At 23.6% G+C, this 19,934-nt stretch carries 27 protein-coding genes and 3 pseudogenes; 13 read left to right on the top strand and 17 right to left on the bottom strand.

The genetic code is table 4. The features are described 5' to 3' along the window. Positions 1-91 precede the first annotated feature (91 nt). A complete protein-coding gene (locus AAHM78_RS07340) occupies positions 92-484 on the bottom strand; it encodes a hypothetical protein (protein WP_342254833.1) in 393 nt (130 codons plus the stop codon). Between the two features lie 65 nt (positions 485-549). Here AAHM78_RS07340 and AAHM78_RS07335 point away from each other — a divergent pair, with 65 nt between their 5' ends. Next, on the top strand, positions 550-1,509 hold the full coding sequence (locus tag AAHM78_RS07335; protein WP_342254832.1) for an IS1595 family transposase: 960 nt from the start codon (positions 550-552) through the stop codon (positions 1,507-1,509). Positions 1,510-1,527: 18 nt separating this feature from the next. Here the strand turns inward: AAHM78_RS07335 and AAHM78_RS07330 are convergent, their stop codons facing one another. From AAHM78_RS07330 to AAHM78_RS07320, 3 genes are all read right to left on the bottom strand, one after another. Continuing rightward, the gene (locus tag AAHM78_RS07330; protein WP_342254831.1) at positions 1,528-1,773 is read right to left on the bottom strand and encodes a hypothetical protein; all 246 of its coding nucleotides are present in this window, start codon (positions 1,771-1,773) and stop codon (positions 1,528-1,530) included. Positions 1,774-1,952: 179 nt separating this feature from the next. Further along, complete coding sequence (locus tag AAHM78_RS07325) at positions 1,953-2,669, bottom strand: IS1595 family transposase (protein ID WP_342254830.1); 717 nt, start codon at positions 2,667-2,669, stop codon at positions 1,953-1,955. A 118-nt stretch (positions 2,670-2,787) separates the two neighbouring features. Beyond that, complete coding sequence (locus AAHM78_RS07320) at positions 2,788-3,162, bottom strand: transposase family protein (RefSeq protein WP_342255088.1); 375 nt, start codon at positions 3,160-3,162, stop codon at positions 2,788-2,790. 108 nt (positions 3,163-3,270) lie between these two features. Between AAHM78_RS07320 and AAHM78_RS07315 the strand changes: the two genes are divergently transcribed. Next, a complete protein-coding gene (locus tag AAHM78_RS07315; RefSeq protein ID WP_342252843.1) occupies positions 3,271-4,092 on the top strand; it encodes an IS1595 family transposase in 822 nt (273 codons plus the stop codon). A 54-nt stretch (positions 4,093-4,146) separates the two neighbouring features. Here the strand turns inward: AAHM78_RS07315 and AAHM78_RS07310 are convergent, their stop codons facing one another. The 5 genes from AAHM78_RS07310 to AAHM78_RS07290 form a co-directional block, all read right to left on the bottom strand. Then, complete coding sequence (locus tag AAHM78_RS07310; protein ID WP_342254829.1) at positions 4,147-4,563, bottom strand: transposase family protein; 417 nt, start codon at positions 4,561-4,563, stop codon at positions 4,147-4,149. A 99-nt stretch (positions 4,564-4,662) separates the two neighbouring features. Beyond that, on the bottom strand, positions 4,663-4,872 hold the full coding sequence (locus AAHM78_RS07305) for a transposase family protein (protein ID WP_342254828.1): 210 nt from the start codon (positions 4,870-4,872) through the stop codon (positions 4,663-4,665). Between the two features lie 215 nt (positions 4,873-5,087). Continuing rightward, on the bottom strand, positions 5,088-5,480 hold the full coding sequence (locus AAHM78_RS07300; protein WP_342253331.1) for a transposase family protein: 393 nt from the start codon (positions 5,478-5,480) through the stop codon (positions 5,088-5,090). A gap of 142 nt (positions 5,481-5,622) precedes the next feature. Then, positions 5,623-5,826 (bottom strand): hypothetical protein, encoded by a 204-nt coding sequence (locus tag AAHM78_RS07295; protein WP_342254018.1) that lies wholly within the window; start codon positions 5,824-5,826, stop codon positions 5,623-5,625. Between the two features lie 172 nt (positions 5,827-5,998). Further along, positions 5,999-7,366: a hypothetical protein gene (locus AAHM78_RS07290; protein WP_342254827.1), complete on the bottom strand. Its 1,368-nt coding sequence runs from the start codon at positions 7,364-7,366 to the stop codon at positions 5,999-6,001. Positions 7,367-7,598: 232 nt separating this feature from the next. On the opposite strand from AAHM78_RS07290, the pseudogene AAHM78_RS07285 reads away from it, so the two are divergent. The 3 genes and pseudogenes from AAHM78_RS07285 (at position 7,599) to AAHM78_RS07275 (ending at position 9,414) form a co-directional block, all read left to right on the top strand. After that, a pseudogene (locus tag AAHM78_RS07285) lies at positions 7,599-8,823 on the top strand (IS256 family transposase). 9 nt (positions 8,824-8,832) lie between these two features. Next, positions 8,833-9,153, top strand: coding sequence for a hypothetical protein (locus AAHM78_RS07280; RefSeq protein WP_342254826.1), 321 nt, complete (start codon positions 8,833-8,835; stop codon positions 9,151-9,153). 39 nt (positions 9,154-9,192) lie between these two features. Beyond that, complete coding sequence (locus AAHM78_RS07275; RefSeq protein WP_342253259.1) at positions 9,193-9,414, top strand: transposase; 222 nt, start codon at positions 9,193-9,195, stop codon at positions 9,412-9,414. On the opposite strand, the gene AAHM78_RS07270 is transcribed toward AAHM78_RS07275, so the two are convergent. From AAHM78_RS07270 to AAHM78_RS16885, 3 genes and pseudogenes are all read right to left on the bottom strand, one after another. Continuing rightward, positions 9,406-9,615, bottom strand: a complete 210-nt coding sequence (locus tag AAHM78_RS07270; RefSeq protein WP_342254825.1) for a transposase — start codon at positions 9,613-9,615, stop codon at positions 9,406-9,408. The genes AAHM78_RS07275 and AAHM78_RS07270 overlap by 9 nt on opposite strands. 192 nt (positions 9,616-9,807) lie before the next feature. Further along, the gene (locus tag AAHM78_RS07265; protein ID WP_342252835.1) at positions 9,808-10,200 is read right to left on the bottom strand and encodes a transposase family protein; all 393 of its coding nucleotides are present in this window, start codon (positions 10,198-10,200) and stop codon (positions 9,808-9,810) included. A gap of 56 nt (positions 10,201-10,256) precedes the next feature. Then, a pseudogene (locus AAHM78_RS16885) lies at positions 10,257-10,430 on the bottom strand (helix-turn-helix domain-containing protein); the annotation flags it as partial. A 308-nt stretch (positions 10,431-10,738) separates the two neighbouring features. Between AAHM78_RS16885 and AAHM78_RS07260 the strand changes: the two are divergent. Next, entirely contained in the window at positions 10,739-12,796 is a 2,058-nt protein-coding gene (locus tag AAHM78_RS07260) for a PTS transporter subunit EIIC (RefSeq protein ID WP_342254824.1), read from the top strand. 99 nt (positions 12,797-12,895) lie between these two features. Here AAHM78_RS07260 and AAHM78_RS07255 read toward each other — a convergent pair whose 3' ends face one another. Together AAHM78_RS07255 and AAHM78_RS07250 are read right to left on the bottom strand one after the other, a co-directional pair. Next, the gene (locus AAHM78_RS07255; protein WP_342255087.1) at positions 12,896-13,261 is read right to left on the bottom strand and encodes a transposase family protein; all 366 of its coding nucleotides are present in this window, start codon (positions 13,259-13,261) and stop codon (positions 12,896-12,898) included. A 59-nt stretch (positions 13,262-13,320) separates the two neighbouring features. After that, entirely contained in the window at positions 13,321-13,713 is a 393-nt protein-coding gene (locus AAHM78_RS07250; RefSeq protein WP_342254823.1) for a transposase family protein, read from the bottom strand. A gap of 91 nt (positions 13,714-13,804) precedes the next feature. Between AAHM78_RS07250 and AAHM78_RS07245 the strand changes: the two genes are divergently transcribed. From AAHM78_RS07245 to AAHM78_RS07235, 3 genes are all read left to right on the top strand, one after another. Beyond that, on the top strand, positions 13,805-14,158 hold the full coding sequence (locus AAHM78_RS07245) for a hypothetical protein (protein ID WP_342254822.1): 354 nt from the start codon (positions 13,805-13,807) through the stop codon (positions 14,156-14,158). Between the two features lie 70 nt (positions 14,159-14,228). After that, a complete protein-coding gene (locus AAHM78_RS07240) occupies positions 14,229-14,636 on the top strand; it encodes a transposase family protein (RefSeq protein ID WP_342254821.1) in 408 nt (135 codons plus the stop codon). Beyond that, a complete protein-coding gene (locus tag AAHM78_RS07235; protein WP_342255086.1) occupies positions 14,578-15,042 on the top strand; it encodes a transposase family protein in 465 nt (154 codons plus the stop codon). Before AAHM78_RS07240 ends, AAHM78_RS07235 begins: the two co-directional genes overlap by 59 nt. A gap of 197 nt (positions 15,043-15,239) precedes the next feature. Here AAHM78_RS07235 and AAHM78_RS07230 read toward each other — a convergent pair whose 3' ends face one another. Next, positions 15,240-15,920 carry a DNA alkylation repair protein gene (locus AAHM78_RS07230; protein ID WP_342254129.1) on the bottom strand — a complete coding sequence of 227 codons (681 nt, stop codon included), beginning with the start codon at positions 15,918-15,920 and terminating at the stop codon, positions 15,240-15,242. A gap of 332 nt (positions 15,921-16,252) precedes the next feature. Here AAHM78_RS07230 and AAHM78_RS07225 point away from each other — a divergent pair, with 332 nt between their 5' ends. Beyond that, entirely contained in the window at positions 16,253-16,612 is a 360-nt protein-coding gene (locus AAHM78_RS07225) for an IS1/IS1595 family N-terminal zinc-binding domain-containing protein (protein WP_342254130.1), read from the top strand. Further along, on the top strand, positions 16,572-17,213 hold the full coding sequence (locus AAHM78_RS07220; RefSeq protein ID WP_342253548.1) for a transposase: 642 nt from the start codon (positions 16,572-16,574) through the stop codon (positions 17,211-17,213). The genes AAHM78_RS07225 and AAHM78_RS07220 overlap by 41 nt, the downstream gene beginning before the upstream one ends. Before the next feature lie 154 nt (positions 17,214-17,367). Here AAHM78_RS07220 and AAHM78_RS16880 read toward each other — a convergent pair whose 3' ends face one another. Next, positions 17,368-17,514 (bottom strand): transposase, encoded by a 147-nt coding sequence (locus tag AAHM78_RS16880; protein WP_425289798.1) that lies wholly within the window; start codon positions 17,512-17,514, stop codon positions 17,368-17,370. Positions 17,515-17,769: 255 nt separating this feature from the next. Continuing rightward, positions 17,770-18,162: a transposase family protein gene (locus AAHM78_RS07215; protein ID WP_342252835.1), complete on the bottom strand. Its 393-nt coding sequence runs from the start codon at positions 18,160-18,162 to the stop codon at positions 17,770-17,772. 186 nt (positions 18,163-18,348) lie between these two features. Between AAHM78_RS07215 and AAHM78_RS07210 the strand changes: the two genes are divergently transcribed. Further along, a complete protein-coding gene (locus AAHM78_RS07210; protein WP_342254131.1) occupies positions 18,349-18,897 on the top strand; it encodes a hypothetical protein in 549 nt (182 codons plus the stop codon). 79 nt (positions 18,898-18,976) lie between these two features. Next, positions 18,977-19,920: pseudogene (locus AAHM78_RS07205) on the top strand (IS30 family transposase). Positions 19,921-19,934: the final 14 nt, after the last annotated feature.

Raw genomic sequence — 19,934 nt, 5'->3', positions numbered from 1 at the left:
CATAGTTATTTTTGTAAGTTACACAGATTACTAAACATTACCTTAATAGCAGGAATATATAATTTTGAATTACCTTAGTTTTGCACCAAGTCTATTCTTTAAAAGATAATGGAAATTGTTTTTTATTGTCATTAATACTATAAATTGCACGATTAATAGTTACTTGTTCATTATTTAATGTATAAATTTCAAATAATCTTACCATTTGTGCATTTTGTTGATAACTATCATAAAAAATAGTACATTGAATTAATTTACCAGTAATATCATAAACTCTTTGTTGTATATCTACTACTTGAAAATATAAGTCATCATTAGCAATAAAAATTAAATAACCACTAATTCCTAATTTACTTAATTTAAAAATAGAATTTCAATTTTTTCTATAAAACTCTTGTTTAATTAAATATTGTTTAATAGTTTCATTATTAATGTCTAATGGAGCATTATATAAATTAGCATTATTTTCTTTTAATTTTCACAAAAAATCTTGATATTACTTTTAATTTTAAATTAAAAGTAATATTTTTATATCAGGGGTGATTTTTTGTGACTAATAATGAATTAATTGATGTTTTAAAAAACAAAAAAGATGAAGAATTTATAAAAATTATTAGACATTTTAAAAATAGAATTAAACAAATTGAGAAAAAAGAAAAATTAGATGCAATTGATAAAAAATTTAAAGAAAAAGGAATTCAATGTCCAAATTGTAAATCTTATTGATGTGTAAAAAATGGTTTTAAGAATAATAAGCAAAAATATTTATGCAAAGATTGTAAAAGTAGCTTTGATGCTTTAAGAAATCATTTTTTACATTGAAGTCATTTATCTCATGAACAATGAGATTGAATAATTTGATTGTCATTGTTAGGTCAATCTGCTTATACTATTTCTCAATTTGCTAAAATTTCAAAAACATCAGCATGATTTAATCGTCAAAAATTTATGAAATCATCACAATTAGCAAAAACACAAAAACCATTCACAAAATTAAAAGGTAGAATTGAAATTGATGAAACTTTTATCAAAGAAATTCATAAAGGAAATTTCAAAAATCCAGATGATCCAAGAAAAAAATGAATTGAAGAAAATGCTAAAGATTTAAACTGTTGTATTGAAATGGCAATTGATGAAAATAAAAATATTTATGCTCAAACAACAAATACTAAAAGATTAACAAAAAAATGAGTACAAGAAAATTTAAAATCTAAGCTTATTGAAGAAAAATCAATTATAGTTTGTGATATGCAAATACTATATGATACAGTAGCTAAACAAACAAAATGTACTCTCAAGAAATTTAAATCAACAGAAAATAAAGAATTAAATTATAAAAATTTAAGTAATATCAGTAAAATACAATCAAGTTTAAAAGAATTTATTACTCATTATCATGGCATTGGATTTACCAATATTCAAAATTACCTCAATTTATGAAAATTTAAATACCAACATTATAAAATATCACCTTATGCAAAATCTGAAGCATTATATTTCAGTTTGTAAAAAAAATAAATCCCAAAATTAAATAAAATCAAATTTTAGGCCAGGTTGATGATTTTTTTTATTTCATCAAGAGTTTTTTTGAAAATTAAAATTATTTTCTGCTACAAAATCAGTGAAATAAGTTTCATGATTAAAATCATTAAAACCAAAATAATTTAAAATTGAAGCATGAGTACTTTTATTTTTATTATTTAAAAATTTTACTTTTTCATTTTTATTATCACTAATATTACTTTTATCTTTTCTAAAAAATCTACCTAACATAATATTCACCACCTTTTTAAAAAATTTGATTAATTTTTAATACAATTTTTACAATAGACTTGGTGCAAAACTAAGGTAATTCAAAATTATATAGGCTTTTATCCCTTTATGTACTATTTTTAAATTTTATCACATAAATGGAGATAAAAGCCTACCTAGGAAATTATCCCCGCATGTATTTAAATCAAACACAAAATTACAGTTTCAAAACTAGGTATGTTATTGAATTTATATGATGATTCTTTTGCATATAAATGAATATTGTGCTTTGAAACTCTTATGTGTGTTCGGAAAGTTCGTCGGATGTGCTTTCATGCTGATTCAATCTGGTTTGTGTTTACACCAGTTTTTGAAACATAGCCATCTTGATGGTTAACTGTTTCATGCTTAGTGAAAACTGATTTAAAATGGCGATATCCTTTTCAAGAATCAGTATGTACATCACACTTTGAAGAAATGTGGTTTCTTGCAAATTGCAAAAGATTTTTTTGATTTGCATTTTTCAACACTTTCACAATTAAATTATTGGTTGTTTTTTCATAAATCCCAACAATCAAAGTTTTATTCAACAAGGATCTTCCTTGTTTTTTAAAACCTAAATGTGAAAGATACATTTCATCCATCTGTGCTGTGCCATCAACAATGAAACCTGCATCTTGATTTCCAATTCTAGTCCTGATTTCATGACACATTCTTCAAGCTGTTTTATAGGTCACACCCAATTCCCTTGCAACATCGGTTGCTGGTATGCCATGCTTTGTGTTTATTCATCTAAAGATGAGATAAAACCAAGATGTCATTTGGGTCTGTGACTTATAAAAAATGGTTCCATAAAGAATACTAAATGTTTGGTTACAGTTCAAACATCGTATTCTTCTCAAATCAGAAGTATTCAAACTAGAAGAAGCACACCTGATGCATTTCATTATTTTCAACTTCGCTATATATTTCAAACAATCGTTTTCAGTTTGAAATATGCTATTGAATTCATTTCAATTCATTTTTTCCTCCACACTAGTACATGTGGGGATAATTTCCATTATATATTCCTGCTATTAAATTAAATCTTAATGCAAATATTCGTATTTTATTGCGATATTTTAAACTTAAAATTTTAAAACGTTTTAGTTTAGCAAATACGTGTTCAATTTTAATTCTAATTTTACTTAAAGTTTTATTGTATTCTTTTTGAATTGGTGTTAATTGATTGTATTTACTTTTTTTAAATGGCAAAAATGTATTTTTATGAATATTTTGTATACCTTGATAACCTGAATCAACAAAAACTTGTTTTTCTGGATGAATAAAAGTTTTAGATTTTAGAAGCAATTTAAAATCATGAATGCTTCCAAAACAAAAAGCAGTTGAAATAATTTTTCCATTGGAAATATCAATAATTATTTGGGATTTGAGAGAATGATGTTTCTTTTTACCTGAAAAAAGTAATTTTAGTTTTTTTTAACGGACTTCTCCCCACATGTACTTGTGGAGGAAACAATGAAATTGAATGAGTTCAACAATATATTTCAAACAGAAAAAGATTGTTTGAAATATATAGCAAGTTTGAAGGAAAACAAATGTATGAGGTGTTCTTGAACAAATTTGAATACTTCTGATTTAAGAAGAATAAGATGTTTGAAATGTCATCAAACATTTAGTATTCTTCATGACACCATTTTTTACAAGTCACAAACACCTTTGACATCTTGGTTTTATCTCATCTTTAGATGAATAAACACCAAACATGGAATTCCATCAACTGATGTTGCAAAAGAATTGGGAGTAACTTTGAAAACTGCTTGAAGAATGGGTCATAAAATCCGAAGTGCAATTGCAAAACAAGAACCTCAATTCATTGTTGAGGGCATAGTGCAAATGGATGAAATGTATCTTTCACATATGGGTTTTAAAAAACAAGGAAGATCCTTAAAAAATAAAACTTTGATTGTTGGGATTTATGAAAAAACAACCAATAATTTAATTGTGAAAGTGTTGAAAAATGCAAATCAAAAAAATCTTTTGCAATTTGCAAGAAACCACATTTCTTCAAAGTGTGATGTACATACTGATTCTTGAAAAGGATATCGCCATTTTAAATCAGTTTTCACTAAGCATGAAACAGTTAACCATCAAGATGGCTATGTTTCAAAAACTGGTGTAAACATAAACCAGATTGAATCGGCATGAAAGCACATCAGACGAACATTTAAAACACATATCAAAGTTGAAAAACATCATGTTCATTTATACGCAAAAGAATCGGCATATAAATTCAACAATATACCTAGTTTTGAAACTGTAATGTTATGTTTGATTTAAAAATGTGGGGAGAAGTCCGTAGATAGGCTTTTCTCAGCATTTATGTGATAAAATTTAAAAATAGTACATAAAGGGAGAAAAGCCTTTTTTAATTCTTTCAATTGGAGTTTCAGTAGCATCAATAGCTAACAAATTATTATTAGTACCTTTATTTTTTGTTAAATCTTTTTTTCCAGGTAAATTAAAAATTCCGCTTTTTATTAAAATATTTTCAATTCAAAAAATATTACGAATGCAACTAGTATGACTAATATTATATCTTTTTGCAATAACTCTATAACTACTATAGTCTTTTCAATATTCTAAAGTCATTAATAAACACTCTTCAATTACAATTTTATTTTTTCTACCACCATAATATTTTTGTTTAGACTCAGCAATTTTTAAAATTTCAAGCATTTTATAAAATGTTTGTGGCTTCATGCCGACTAAACTATAAAATTCTTGATCATCTTTATATTTTTTCAACATAATAACTATCACCTTTAATATTAATAATAATCGTTAAATTGTTAAAATTAAAGGTTTTGCACCAAGTCTAATAATAAATATAATAGACTTGGTGCAAAACTAAGGTAATTCAAAATTATATATTCCTGCTATTAAATTAAATCTTAATGCAAATCTTCGTATTTTATTGCGATATTTTAAACTTAAAATTTTAAAACGTTTTAGTTTAGCAAATACGTGTTCAATTTTAATTCTAATTTTACTTAAAGTTTTGTTGTATTCTTTTTGAATTGGTGTTAATTGATGGTATTTACTTTTTTTAAATGGCAAAAATGTATTTTTATGAATATTTTGTATACCTTGATAACCTTAATCAACAAAAACTTGTTTTTCTGGATGAATAAAAGTTTTAGATTTTAGAAGCAATTTAAAATCATAAATGCTTCCAAAACAAAAAGCAGTTGAAATGATTTTTCCATTGGAAATATCAATAATTATTTGAGATTTGAGAGAATGATGTTTCTTTTTACCTGAAAAAAGTAATTTTAGTTTTTTTTAATTCTTTCAATTGGAGTTTCAGTAGCATCAATAGCTAACAAATTATTATTAGTACCTTTATTTTTTGTTAAATCTTTTTTTTCAGGTAAATTAAAAATTCCGCTTTTTATTAAAATATTTTCAATTCAAAAAATATTACGAATGCAACTAGTATGACTAATATTATATCTTTTTGCAATAACTCTATAACTACTATAGTCTTTTCAATATTCTAAAGTCATTAATAAACGCTCTTCAATTACAATTTTATTTTTTCTACCACCATAATATTTTTGTTTAGACTCAGCAATTTTTAAAATTTCAAGCATTTTATAAAATGTTTGTGGCTTTATGCCGACTAAACTATAAAATTCTTGATCATCTTTATATTTTTTCAACATAATAACTATCACCTTTAATATTAATAATAATTGTTAAATTGTTAAAATTAAAGGTTTTGCACCAAGTCTAATGAAATAATATTTTTAAAATCAATTTTAAATATATAAAGAGGTTGTAATTACAACCTCTTTATATATTTTTTTACATTTTTTGTGATTTACTACTAAAACTTTGACTTTTACTTGTTGAAGCTTCACTGTTTACTTTTGTTTTATCTTTTTCAAATCCAAGAGCATTAGCAACTCTTTCTCGTCTTTCACGTTCGTTTTTTTCTCCTCATGCTTTGTTTATTCTTTCAGCGTCTTTTGCACGTTTATCTTTATTTGCTTGACTTCATTTTTCCATATTGTAAAATTCCTCTCTTCAATATTTTTGAATATTTTTTTTCTATCCTTAAAATATCCAAGAAGAATTATATATTTTTAAAACAAAAAATGTGTAATAAATAATGAATAATCACTATTTTTTAAAATAGTGATTAAGACTTTAATATTTAATTAAATTTATTACTTATTGCTTATGTTAATAAGCATTTTACTTTATTTCAGTTATGATTTGAACTTGTTGAAGGCAGTTGCTCTTGCTGATTTATTGTATTTCGTATATATGAATCAAAATTATGATTATTTTTTGATTTAATAATTGAATTTTCTAAAATACTATTTGAGTTATGATTTATTGTTTCATTACTTATTATTTCGTCTAGTTTTTTATCTTTTCTATTATCTAATTCTTGTTTTAAAATATCATATTGAGTTTTTAATTTTGTTTCTAACTTATTACTAGTTAAATTTTCTATATTTTTTTTAACATTTTTTTTAATTTCTAGTTCTTCTTTAGTTTTACCAAGATTTCTTTTGTTTACAAATGGTATTTTACGAATTAATGAATAAAATTTTTGTTTAATTCATACTTCAACTTTTTTTGTTTTTTCTGTTGCAATAGTTCATATTCCTTTATTAACAATTCAAGCAATACCAATATCTACTATTGATACTAAAGTTTTTTCTCATAATATTGTTGATATAATAGGGACTAATACTGGTACAGCAACAGGTATTGCTAAAAGTGTAATACTTAATAATGAAAGAGAAATAAATATTATTAATTCTGATTTTGATATTTTTCAGTTTGATATTTTTTCTTGTTCACTTAAAAATTTTTTAATTGATACAGGTTCAATTTTAATATTTTTTTCTGGATTTGAATTTGGTTCAATTAAGAGAAGATCATCTTTATATTTATTGATATTTTCATATTTTTTCAATTGTTTCATGACTTCAATATTACCGTTTGTAAGTTCTTGAAAATCAATCACTTCTTCGGTAATAGAATTATTAATATGTACAAGAGTAGTTACAAAAATTATTTCATCTTTAATTGGTAAAATTTCTTCGTAAATTTTTTCAATTCCCGTTTTTTTTCTTTGTTTTTCATCATAAATTGTTACAGAATTATATGTATATTTTGTTAAATTAATATCACTTTCTTTTGTTTTTTTAAATTCTTCAATTTGTTTTTTAAGTTTCTGAATGTCTTTTGCTTGTTCTTGAATTGTTGTTTGTAATTTTGATATTTCTTTTGTATTTAAAATTGAAGTCGGTAATAAATTTTTCAATTTTGATAATATATCGTTATTTGTTTTTGGTTCTTTTTCGTTATCTGTTAAATTAGTAGCAACTATTTCTAAATTTTCATCAATATTTTCGGATAGGTCATCATTAAGTTGTTTATCATTAGCAGTAATTTTTTCAATTATTTTAAATGTTGATCCACCATGTCTACTTTTTTCTATAACTTCAATGTTTGTTTGTTTTTTAATATCTTCTATGAATTTATTTTCTGATAGAAAATTATATGTTTGAGATTTTGTTTTGTCTGTCATTTTAATGTCTCCTTTTAAACATTAAAACCCATTTACTTTTAAAAATAAAGTAATGGGTTAAAACTTATATATTGGATAACAGTTATATGTTATCAAATTTTGTGTATTTTACAATTAGTTAAGTTTTAACCAAAATTGGGTAATGTTTAGTAATCTGTGTAACTTACAAAAATAACTGTGTTTAATTAATTCTAGTAAATATAATTAAGTGACTAGAAAGAGTGAGTTACAGATGGCTAAAAAAGATAATCTTAATAATAATGATCCAATATCAAAAGCAGTAGATTTATTACTAGAAAATATTGAAGATTTAACAACAATGTTTAAAGAAGGAGGTCTATATAAAGAATTAACTAAAAGATTAGTAGAAAAAATGTTGAATTCTGAAATGCAAAATTATTTAGGATATGAAAAAAATAAACATAGTAATAGTGATAATGTTCGTAATGGTATAAGTTCAAAAAAATTAATAACTCAACAAGGTAAAATTGAGATCGATGTACCACGAGATCGCAATAGTAATTTTAATCCTGTAATAGTTGCAAAAAGACAGAGAAGATTTGATGGTTTTGATCAACAAGTTCTTTCTTTGATATGCCAAAGGAATGACATTATCAGATATTAGAACGCAATTGCAAGAGTTATATCATGGTGCTGATATTAGTGAAATTACTGATGATGTGATAGATGATGTTAAAGCATGGCAAAATCGACCATTAGAAAGCATTTATCCGATTGTTTATTTTGATTGTATAGTAGTTAAAGTACGACAAGATAAACGCATTATTAACAAATCGGTTTATATAGCACTAGGAGTTGATTTAGAAGGTAAAAAAGATGTTTTAGGTTTGTGAATTAGCGAAAATGAAGGTGCTAAATTTTGATTAGCAAATTTAACAAAAATGAAAAATCGAGGCTTAAATGATATTCTTATTGCTTGTAGCGATAATTTAACAGGCATGTCAGAAGCAATACAATCAGTTTATCCTAAAACCGAACATCAATTATGCATAGTTCATCAAATTAGAAAGAGTTTAAAATATGTTTCATACAAACATCGAAAAGCACTAGTTGCAGATTTAAAACCAATTTATAGTGCATGTAGTGAAGAACAAGCAATGCAAGCTTTAGAATTGTTTGAAAATAAATGAAATAAACAATATCCTCAAATTACTAAATCCTGATATAAAAATTGAGATAATTTAATGGTTTTTATTAGTTATCCTGCAGAAATCAAAAGAGTGATTTATACCACAAATGCTATTGAATCTGTTAATAGTCAATTACGAAAAGTTATAAGAAATAAAAAAGTTTTTCCTAACGATATGGCAGTTTTTAAAATATTTTACTTAGCAATCGAAAATATAACAAAAAAATGAACAATGCCTATTCAAAATTGAAATACAGCAATTGCTCATTTTATGATAAAATTTGAAGACAGAATTAATCTAAACTAGTACTGTAAAATGACAGACAAAACTAGACTACAAACATATAATTTTCTATTAGAAAATAAATCCATTGAAGATATTTTAAATCAACCAAACGCTACTTTTAAAAATAAAAATGTAAATGATAAACAAAGACATGGTGGATTAACAATAAAATTTTCTAATGATATTGATGTTAAAGATAAACCTTCAAAAGTTGTAGTTAATGACAAATTAAAAAATAATATTATATCTGATATAAATGAAGTCTCTGTAACTGAAATATTAACCAAGGAAATAGGAACACAAATCGAAACTATTGGATGGGTTACACTTTATTGGACACTAATTACGTAGACAAGTGAACAAATTTGTTAAAAGAAAGGAACTATAATTATGGCCAATATTAACTCATATTCAGATGAATTTAAAAAACAAATAGTAGCTTTATATCAAAGTGGTAAGTCAGTGTCTTGTCTTGCTAAAGAATATAATGTTACAAGGGCAGCTACTTATAATTGAATTAAACAATTTACTAATTCAGGTAGTTTTAAAACCAAAGATAATCGTTCTGTTGAAGAAAATGAATTAATTAGACTTGGTGCAAAACTAAGGTAATTCAAAATTATATATTCCTGCTATTAAATTAAATCTTAATGCAAATATTCGTATTTTATTGCGATATTTTAAACTTAAAATTTTAAAACGTTTTAGTTTAGCAAATACGTGTTCAATTTTAATTCTAATTTTACTTAAAGTTTTATTGTATTCTTTTTGAATTGGTGTTAATTTATTGTATTTACTTTTTTTAAATGGCAAAAATGTATTTTTATGAATATTTTGTATACCTTGATAACTCTGGATGAATAAAAGTTTTAGATTTTAGAAGCAATTTAAAATCATGAATGCTTACAAAACAAAAAGCAGTTGAAATAATTTTTCCATTGGAAATATCAATAATTATTTGGGATTTGAGAGAATGATGTTTCTTTTTACCTGAAAAAAGTAATTTTAGTTTTTTTTAATTCTTTCAATTGGAGTTTCAGTAGCATCAATAGCTAACAAATTATTATTAGTACCTTTATTTTTTGTTAAATCTTTTTTTCCAGGTAAATTAAAAATTCCGCTTTTTATTAAAATATTTTCAATTCAAAAAATATTACGAATGCAACTAGTATGACTAATATTATATCTTTTTGCAATAACTCTATAACTACTATAGTCTTTTCAATATTCTAAAGTCATTAATAAACGCTCTTCAATTACAATTTTATTTTTTCTACCACCATAATATTTTTGTTTAGACTCAGCAATTTTTAAAATTTCAAGCATTTTATAAAATGTTTGTGGCTTTATGCCGACTAAACTATAAAATTCTTGATCATCTTTATATTTTTTCAACATAATAACTATCACCTTTAATATTAATAATAATCGTTAAATTGTTAAAATTAAAGGTTTTGCACCAAGTCTAATATTTCTAATGGCAATAAGTTTTTATTTAATAATCTACAAACTCTATGTACAATTGATTTACTGTAATCAACAATTTTTGCTATTTTACGAATCGAAAATCCATAATTTTTATATTATTTTATTGCTATTATTGATTCAATACTCAGATACTTATACATTGCGCTAATTCCTTTCTTTTCTTAATTATAGAACTAACACAATTTAATTTTTATATAAGTGTCCTTTTTAATTTTAAAATTAAAGTTACAATATATTATTAAAATTTATAGTAGTTATTGATAATACCTATATATATTATAAAATTTCTCCGAAATTACTATTATAGTAATAAAAAAATCGTTTTTATTTATTTTATTGTTGTTTTTTACTATTATATATATATATATATATATATATATATAATATTTTTATCTGTATAGAATAAAATTCTCATCTGTATAGAACAATATAGAATGTAGGTGAGAAAATGAGTAATTTTTTTCATAGTAAACAAACAACTCCTGAGGATAAGAAAAATCCTAGTTTTACTTTTAAAGGAACTTTCAATAAATTAGGTGGCAAAAGGTTTGGCAAAATGCAAAACTTATCAAGAGCCATTGTTTTACCAATAGCTACATTACCAATAGCTGGCTTATTGTTAGGAATTGGTGGTGGTGTTGCTAGTGCTTTAAAGCAATTACCTAATCATGATAGTCTTGTTGGTATTATTAATTTTTTTTCAATTATGCAATCAGCCGGAAACGTTGTTTTTGCTAATTTAGGATTGATTTTTGCTATTTCTATTGCTTTTGGTTTTGCAAAAGCTAGTAAAGGTGTAGCTGCTCTTTCTGGATTTATTACTTTTATTGTTATGACTTCAGTTATTAGTGGCATGTTTTTTTGAAATCCTAAAACAGGAATGTTGGGATTTGATCCATGAGGTTTAGGTGAAGGTGCAAAGATTACTCCAGAAAGTGGTAAATCTTCTGGTTTATTTTCTTCTGTCTTAGGATTATTTCCTACGTTTGATACTTCAGTTTTAGGTGGCATTCTTGTTGGTTGATTAGTATCAGTTGTTCATAATCATTCATACAATATTCGTATGCCAAGAGTATTAGCTTTTTTTGGTGGTGAACGTTTTGTGCCAATTTTAGCTGTTTTTGTTGGAATAGGAATGGGATTAGCTTTTTTCTTTATTTGACCAATGTTATTAATTGCTTTTAGAGAAATTGGTAATGGCTTAGCAACTGGTATGAATACAGGTCAACTTACCGATGGACAGTTAACTGGTGATAATTTTCATCCAACAGTTGGTGGAGCGTTTATTGCAATGTTTTTTGGAATTACTGAACGTTTATTAATACCAACAGGATTGCATCACGTTCAATATGCACCTTTCTGATATACTGGAATTGGTGGTACGTGAACTAATGGATCTGACACATTTGTAGGAGCTTACAATATTTTCTTTGGACAATTTGCTTCTAATGCAGTAGGACACATGAATCAAACACCAGGAACAATGTTTATGAGTGGGCGATTTGCATATATGCAATATGGTTATCCATTTGCAGCGCTTGCTATGTGAATGTTATCACGACCAGAAAATAAAAAAATGGTTGGTGGTATTTTAGGATCTGCTGCTCTAACTTCTTTCTTAACAGGAGTTACAGAACCATTGTTGTTTTCGTTCTTATTTGTAGCACCATTATGTTTTGTTTTCCATGCATTTATGGCAGGAATTAGTTTTATGATGGCGTATTTATTAAATATAGTTGTTGGTCAAGGTTTTGCTGCTGGATTTATTGACTTTTCTTTCTTTGGAATATTACCAAGTATTCTTGGTAAAGAAACAGGCTTCTATTGAGTATTTGCTACTGGATTAATTATGGCACCTGCTTATTTCTTTGGGTTCTATTACATTATTAAGTGAACAAATTACAAAACTTTAGGTCGTGAAGAAGGAGAATTAGCAACCAACTTAGCTTTACAAAGTGTTGAAAGTTCTTTAGATAAGTCTTCAAAAAAAGGTAGAACAAAAGTAGAAAATTTATTACTTGGACTTGGTGGAGCATTAAATATTATTGATGTTAACGTTAAAGATAAAGTATTAGTTGCAACTTTAAAAGATGCAAATATTTATTCAAAAGCTTTATTAAGATTAAGTGGAACTAAAAATATTAAAGTAATTGCCAATAAAGTTGAAATTAATTATCTTGATGGTGCAGAGTCTATTCATAAAACTTTACAAGCAGAAATGACAAAGAAACAAACATTAACACCTGATACTAATAAAGATAAAAATAATGATATGTTAGAAAATATTTTTAAAGGTCTTGGTGGACGAAGTAATGTTAAATTATTAGACAATTGTGCTACAAGATTGCGTGTTACAGTTTTTGATGAAACTAAAGTTGATGATAATATTTTAAAATCAACTGGTGCAGTTGGTATCTTTAAAAAAGGTACAGCTATTCAGGTAATTTATGGGCCACAAGTAGGTAATATTAAAAATGATTTATTAAAAACTTGAACTCCAAAATAAACTATTACTAAAATATAAAAATGAGCAACTTTTTGAGTTGTTAATTTTTTTAGTTTTAGTTATGGATAATGTTAAAATTATAATAGACTTGGTGCAAAACTAAGGTAATTCAAAATTATATATTCCTGCTATTAAATTAAATCTTAATGCAAATCTTCGTATTTTATTGCGATATTTTAAACTTAAAATTTTAAAACGTTTTAGTTTAGCAAATACGTGTTCAATTTTAATTCTAATTTTACTTAAAGTTTTATTGTATTCTTTTTGAATTGGTGTTAATTGATTGTATTTACTTTTTTTAAATGGCAAAAATGTATTTTTATGAATATTTTGTATACCTTGATAACCTGAATCAACAAAAACTTGTTTTTCTGGATGAATAAAAGTTTTAGATTTTAGAAGCAATTTAAAATCATGAATGCTTACAAAACAAAAAGCAGTTGAAATAATTTTTCCATTGGAAATATCAATAATTATTTGGGATTTGAGAGAATGATGTTTATTTTTACCTGAAAAAAGTAATTTTAGTTTTTTTTAATTCTTTCAATTGGAGTTTCAGTAGCATCAATAGCTAACAAATTATTATTAGTACCTTTATTTTTTGTTAAATCTTTTTTTCCAGGTAAATTAAAAATTCCGCTTTTTATTAAAATATTTTCAATTCAAAAAATATTACGAATGCAACTAGTATGACTAATATTATATCTTTTTGCAATAACTCTATAACTACTATAGTCTTTTCAATATTCTAAAGTCATTAATAAACGCTCTTCAATTACAATTTTATTTTTTCTACCACCATAATATTTTTGTTTAGACTCAGCCATTTTTAAAATTTCAAGCATTTTATAAAATGTTTGTGGCTTTATGCCGACTAAACTATAAAATTCTTGATCATCTTTATATTTTTTCAACATAATAACTATCACCTTTAATATTAATAATAATCGTTAAATTGTTAAAATTAAAGGTTTTGCACCAAGTCTAATATAGGATAAAGGGAAAACTATGTTTTTTGATGATGAAGAAGAAAAGTTAGAAGAAGCTAGGTATGAAGAAATACAAACAAATATACAAAATTTAACATTAACAATTGATGTTAATATTGTTGTTAAAGATTTATTTAAATATATTAAATTAAAATGTACACAAAAAATTAGAATTATGGATATATTAGCATTGTTTTTATCAATATCTTCAATAATTCTTTCAATATTATTAACTGTTATTGATAAAACTGATCAAAAAATTAGTTTTGAACTTCGAAAATCATTGTATGCGGTAAATATATTTAAAGATTTAACGGTGGTAATGGTATTAGTAATTGCATTATTTATGATTATTTATGAGATTAAATATTAGACTTGGTGCAAAACCTTTAATTTTAACAATTTAACGATTATTATTAATATTAAAGGTGATAGTTATTATTTTGAAAAAATATAAAGATGATCAAGAATTTTATAGTTTAGTCGTCATAAAGCCACAAACATTTTATAAAATGCTTGAAATTTTAAAAATTGCTGAGTCTAAACAAAAATATTATGGTGGTAGAAAAAATAAAATTGTAATTGAAGAGCGTTTATTAATGACTTTAGAATATTGAAAAGACTATAGTAGTTATAGAGTTATTGCAAAAAGATATAATATTAGTCATACTAGTTGCATTCGTAATATTTTTTGAATTGAAAATATTTTAATAAAAAGCGGAATTTTTAATTTACCTGGAAAAAAAGATTTAACAAAAAATAAAGGTACTAATAATAATTTGTTAGCTATTGATGCTACTGAAACTCCAATTGAAAGAATTAAAAAAACTAAAATTACTTTTTTCAGGTAAAAAGAAACATCATTCTCTCAAATCCCAAATAATTATTGATATTTCCAATGGAAAAATTATTTCAACTGCTTTTTGTTTTGGAAGCATTCATGATTTTAAATTGCTTCTAAAATCTAAAACTTTTATTCATCCAGAAAAACAAGTTTTTGTTGATTCAGGTTATCAAGGTATACAAAATATTCATAAAAATACATTTTTGCCATTTAAAAAAAGTAAATACAATCAATTAACACCAATTCAAAAAGAATACAATAAAACTTTAAGTAAAATTAGAATTAAAATTGAACACGTATTTGCTAAACTAAAACGTTTTAAAATTTTAAGTTTAAAATATCGCAATAAAATACGAAGATTTGCATTAAGATTTAATTTAATAGCAGGAATATATAATTTTGAATTACCTTAGTTTTGCACCAAGTCTAATCAATGAATAATTATTAGGCATGTGCTTTTCCTTTCCAAATAAAAACCCATTTACTTTAAAATAAAGTAAATAGGTCAAAAACTTATATTTATATTTTAATATTTTTCTCTATCTATTCAGTGAATCTTACACTATTTTAAGAATATTATTATAAATATTATTTATAAGCAATTTTAATTTTAATGTTCATCAATAACAACAATTATTTTTTGACTAAAATTGTTAATTTTAATAAAATCATTAATTTTTTGTGAATTAACTCGTTTGGCATTACGCAATGCTCAACCAATAGAACTTATTAGATAAAAATTTGTTGTTAATAACAATGGCTTAATTAATGCAAATAGTAAATTAAAATCAGTATTTTCTTTAAACATTAATTGTGATTGAATTGCTATTCTTTGAATTCAAAAATTACTATCATTTATTAACTTAAATAAATATTGATCTCTAACACTAATATTATTGTTGCTAAATATAAGAACACCAATAATATTATCAAAATAATCAGTAGTATCTCATCAAATATTATGTTTAATTATCGATAAAAGCCAATCTAAGTAATTAAAACTTAAGTTTTTCTTTCATCAAAGATTTAAAAATTCCATTGCTGTATATTGAAATTCACGATTTTTTTGTAAATATAATGTTTCAAATAACTGTTTTTTATTTACTAACGATAAATTTTTATTTCATTTATTTAAAAATAATTTTACTAATGGTTTTCGTTTACTAGTTAAAATTCCATAAAATTCAAAATTATTGATTAAAAATTTTTCTTGTTTAATTTTAGTATTGATATTAGCATTATTAATAAAAATTGTCGTTAATATTTTTATTTCTTCATTAAATTTTTCCATATATACCTTTCTATCTATATAAAATATTTTATCTTAAAAATATTGAAGGGAAAGTACTCATTAAAATAATCATTATTATTGCTAAACAACTAAATATGCATAATCTAAGAATATGACGAAAATTTTTTTTATTTAAATAATTAATTGTTTGATTTAAATACATTAAATTTCATTTCAATGCTTAAAACTAAAAATATTATTAAGATCCATTAGTTCCGAAACAATTTCTTCAGGTGTAAAATCAGCATTTGCTTTTAATTTTCACAAAAAATCTTGATATTACTTTTAATTTAAAATTAAAAGTAATATTTTTATATCAGGGGTGATTTTTTGTGACTAATAATGAATTAATTGATGTTTTAAAAAACAAAAAAGATGAAGAATTTATAAAAATTATTAGACATTTTAAAAATAGAATTAAACAAATTGAGAAAAAAGAAAAATTAGATGCAATTGATAAAAAATTTAAAGAAAAAGGAATTCAATGTCCAAATTGTAAATCTTATTGATGTGTAAAAAATGGTTTTAAGAATAATAAGCAAAAATATTTATGCAAAGATTGTAAAAGTAGCTTTGATGCTTTAAGAAATCATTTTTTTACATTGAAGTCATTTATCTCATGAACAATGAGATTGAATAATTTGATTGTCATTGTTGGGTCAATCTGCTTATACTATTTCTCAATTTGCTAAAATTTCAAAAACATCAGCATGATTTAATCGTCAAAAATTTATGAAATCATCACAATTAGCAAAAACACAAAAACCATTCACAAAATTAAAAGGTAGAATTGAAATTGATGAAACTTTTATCAAAGAAATTCATAAAGGAAATTTCAAAAATCCAGATGATCCAAGAAAAAAATGAATTGAAGAAAATGCTAAAGATTTAAACTGTTGTATTGAAATGGCAATTGATGAAAATAAAAATATTTATGCTCAAACAACAAATACTAAAAGATTAACAAAAAAATGAGTACAAGAAAATTTAACATCTAAGCTTATCGAAGAAAAATCAATTATAGTTTGTGATATGCAAATACTATATGATACAGTAGCTAAACAAACAAAATGTACTCTCAAGAAATTTAAATCAAAAGAAAATAAAGAATTAAATTATAAAAATTTAAGTAATATCAGTAAAATACAATCAAGTTTAAAAGAATTTATTACTCATTATCATGGCATTGGATTTACCAATATTCAAAATTACCTCAATTTATGAAAATTTAAATACCAACATTATAAAATATCACCTTATGCAAAATCTGAAGCATTATATTTCAGTTTGTAAAAAAAATAAATCCCAAAATTAAATAAAATCAAATTTTAGGCCAGGATGATGATTTTTTTTATTTCATCAAGAGTTTTTTTGAAAATTAAAACATTTGCTGCATAAAAAGATTTGAATTGTTTATTTTGTTTAATTCAATAGACTTGGTGCAAAACTAAGGTAATTCAAAATTATATATTCCTGCTATTAAATTAAATCTTAATGCAAATATTCGTATTTTATTGCGATATTTTAAACTTAAAATTTTAAAACGTTTTAGTTTAGCAAATACGTGTTCAATTTTAATTCTAATTTTACTTAAAGTTTTATTGTATTATTTTTGAATTGGTGTTAATTGATTGTATTTACTTTTTTTAAATGGCAAAAATGTATTTTTATGAATATTTTGTATACCTTGATAACTCTGGATGAATAAAAGTTTTAGATTTTAGAAGCAATTTAAAATCATGAATGCTCCCAAAACAAAAAGCAGTTGAAATAATTTTTCCATTGGAAATATCAATAATTATTTGGGATTTGAGATAATGATGTTTCTTTTTACCTGAAAAAAGTAATTTTAGTTTTTTTTAATTCTTTCAATTGGAGTTTCAGTAGCATCAATAGCTAACAAATTATTATTAGTACCTTTATTTTTTGTTAAATCTTTTTTTCCAGGTAAATTAAAAATTCCGCTTTTTATTAAAATATTTTCAATTCAAAAAATATTACGAATGCAACTAGTATGACTAATATTATATCTTTTTGCAATAACTCTATAACTACTATAGTCTTTTCAATATTCTAAAGTCATTAATAAACGCTCTTCAATTACAATTTTATTTTTTCTACCACCATAATATTTTTGTTTAGACTCAGCAATTTTTAAAATTTCAAGCATTTTATAAAATGTTTGTGGCTTTATGCCGACTAAACTATAAAATTCTTGATCATCTTTATATTTTTTCAACATAATAACTATCACCTTTAATATTAATAATAATCGTTAAATTGTTAAAATTAAAGGTTTTGCACCAAGTCTATTAAAGAAAAAAATAATAAAATTAATCACTTAAAGATAGAATATAATAAATCATTATCAGATTATGAGTCAAAAGTTAAAAATTTAAAACAAAATCTTTCACAAGAAATTAATAAATTGAAACAAGAATTAAGTGATCAATTAAAGTCATTAAAAAATGAATTAGTTAAAACTAATGATAAAAAATTAAAAGAACAATTAATTTTAAAAAAATGTCAACTTCAAATTACTTATAAAATTGAAACTAAGGAATTAATTAAAAAATATAAAATTGATAAAGAACAATTAAAGGTAGAATATAATAAATCATTATCAGATTATGAGTCAAAAGTTAAAAATTTAAAACAAAATCTTTCACAAGAAATTAATAAAGTTAATAGTGATATCAACTTACAGTTACAAGCAGTTATTAATAATAAAAATGATAAAGTTGGTGTTAATTGAGCACAATTTTTCCAAGAAAATAAAGCTTTAAATCATTATATATATAAACAATATAATGCAATTTGAAAAAAAGGTAAAATTGGTAATTGAAATAATTTTCAACAAGAAATAAAAACGATTTATGGTGAAAGTTTAAATATGTATATTAATGAAAAAATGAAATACGAAAATAATGTTTATAACTATAAGCAAGATTTAATTCGTGAAATAGTATTACTTTAATTGTAAAATTAAAAAGGACACTTATATAAAAATTAAATTGTGTTAGTTCTATAATTAAGAAAAGAAAGGAATTAGCGCAATGTATAAGTATCTGAGTATTGAATCAATAATAGCAATAAAAGAATATAAAAATTATGGATTTTCGATTCGTAAAATAGCAAAAATTGTTGATTATAGTAAATCAACTGTACATAGAGTTTGTAGATTATTAAATAAAAACTTATTGCCATTAGAAATATTGAATCAATTTCAAAAAAATAAACAAAATGCAGGCAGAAAATTAATAATTTTAACTTTAACAGAAATTAATAGTATTAATCATTTGTTAATTACTAAAAAGTATGCTCTTGATATAATTGCTAACTTTTTAAAGGAAAATAAAATAAAAAGTATTTCAACAAAAACTTTATATAACGTGTTTAAAACAAATCGAATGGGTTTTGATGAAAATAACTTATTGAGAAAAGGCAAAAATAAATCTCACAAACAAAAAGAAACTAGGGGCAAAATTAATAATTGTAAGTCTATTCATGAAAGAAATTTAATCATTCCTAATATTAAAAATATACAAGAATTTGGTCATTTAGAAGGTGATACTATCATTGGCAAAGATCATAAAAGTTCTATTATTACTTTGGCTGATATATGATCAAAAACCACAATTCCTTTAGTAACTAAAAATCATAAATCAGAAAATATTACGAAAAGTATAATAAAATTTATTTCAAAGTTACAAAAAGGAACAGTTAAAACCATTACTTTTGATCGTGGTAAAGAATTTAGTAAATGAAGATTAATCGAAAAAATTTGTAATGTCAAAATTTATTTTGCAGATCCTGGTAAACCTTGCCAAAGGGGTTTAAATGAAAATAATAATGGTATTTTAAGAAGATATTTACCAAAATCTACAGATCTATCTTCATATAAAAAAAAGATTTAAATTTTATAGCATTTCAAATTAATTCTACACCCAGAAAATCGCTCTCTTATAAAAGACCAATAGATTTAATACAATTATTTTAAAAAACCGTCCCATT

It is taken from the genome of Spiroplasma endosymbiont of Zeiraphera isertana (genome assembly GCF_964030805.1).
Classification (GTDB): Bacteria; Bacillota_I; Bacilli_A; order Mycoplasmatales; family VBWQ01; genus Spiroplasma_E.
This window is presented reverse-complemented; position numbering and strand designations above follow the sequence as displayed.